This is a genomic window from Burkholderia sp. LMG 13014 (genome assembly GCF_905232215.1).
Classification (GTDB): domain Bacteria; phylum Pseudomonadota; class Gammaproteobacteria; order Burkholderiales; family Burkholderiaceae; genus Burkholderia.
The window spans coordinates 1-1,549 of the sequence record NZ_CAJNKE010000944.1; the positions used below are offsets into that span (position 1 = coordinate 1).

1 protein-coding gene is annotated in these 1,549 nt (G+C 66.0%); it reads left to right on the forward strand.

Annotated elements, in window-relative coordinates; translation table 11 throughout:
- Positions 1–301 precede the first annotated feature (301 nt).
- Entirely contained in the window at positions 302–1,450 is a 1,149-nt protein-coding gene (locus JYJ84_RS36385) for a branched-chain amino acid ABC transporter substrate-binding protein (RefSeq protein WP_175221267.1), read from the forward strand.
- The last annotated feature ends 99 nt before the right edge of the window (positions 1,451–1,549 follow it).

The following is a 1,549-nucleotide window of genomic DNA, read 5'->3' on the forward strand; positions in this document are numbered from 1 at the left end:
CTCGGCCCGTTCCGTTCGCGACGGGAAACTCCCGATACCAGCCGCCCCCACACGCGCGGAAGCTATGCGCAAATCCGCACCGAATGCGCGGCAAATTGCCAAGACCCGGGCATATCGGCGACCTATATATCGAGGCGATCGGGGCTCTTCACGGAGCCTGACGGGAGATGCTTCCGAGGATCACGATGCCGACCTCCCCGCCCGATTCCGAGAAGCGGTTGAACCGCCCGCCCGTCGCACGCGTCCGGCCCGCCCGGGCGTGTGCGGTACTCACTCGCAGGTATCGAACAAGAGGAACAACATGAAATTCCGTCATTCCCTGCTGTCGGTGTCGATTGCATCCGCGCTTGCCCTCCTCTCGCAACAGGCCGCCCAGGCCGCCGATACGACCGACGTGAAGGTCGGTTTCGCCGCGCCGCTCACGGGCGTGAACGCCGGCTACGGCAAGGATCTGCAGAACGGCGTGCAGCTCGCGCTCGACGATGCCGTCGCGCAGAAGGTGCAGATCGCCGGCAAGCCCGCGCACTTCAACCTCGTCGTGCAGGACGACCAGGCCGACCCGCGCATCGGCGTGCAGGCCGCGCAGGCGCTCGTCGACCAGAACGTGTCGGTCGTGGTCGGCCACTTCAACTCGGGGACGACGATTCCGGCCTCGGTCGTCTACGACAAAGCCGGCATCCCGGTGATCGATCCGGCCGCGACCAATCCGACGCTCACGGCGCGCGGGCTCGCGAACATGTTCATGGTGATCGCGACCGACGGCCAGAACGCCGGCAACGCGGGCAAGTACGCGGTCGACGTGACGAAGGCGAAGCGCATCGCGATCATCGACGATCGCACCGCGTTCGGCCAGGGCGAGGCCGACGAGTTCGAGAAGGCCGTGAAGGCCGCCGGCGGAAACATCATCGGCCGCGAGTTCACCAGCAACCAGGCGGTCGACTTCCGCGCGCAGATCACGAGCCTGAAGGGCAAGAACCCCGACCTGATCTTCTTCGGCGGGCTCGATTCGCTCGCCGCGAACTTCATCAAGCAGATGCGCCAGCTCGGGCTGAATGCGCAGTTCGTCGGCGGCGGCGGCGTGAAGGACAACGAGTTCATCAAGATCGCGGGCCCGGCCGCCGAAGGCGCGATGGCGTGGGAATACGGCCGGCCGCTCGACGAGCTGCCGCAAGGGAAGGATTTCGAACAGCGCTTCAAGAAGCGCTTCGGCGTCGACGTGCTGTCGTATGCGCAGTTCGGCTACGACGCGGCCTGGGCGGCGATCAAGGCGATGCAGGCGGCCAGCTCGACCGATCCGAAGGTCTATCGCCCGGCGCTGAAGAAGGTCGACTTCGAAGGGGTCACCGGCCGCATCTCGTTCGCGAACGACGGCTCGTTGAAGAGCGGGATGTCGACGCTGTACCAGGTGAAGAGCGGCGCGTGGAAGACGATCACGACGAAGGGAGGCTGATCGGCGGTGCCGGCGGCTGGCGGCGGAAAAGCCGCCCGGCCCCGGCGATCGATGACGCGAGCACCGATCTTGTATGACAACTGATGTTGACGCGATTCG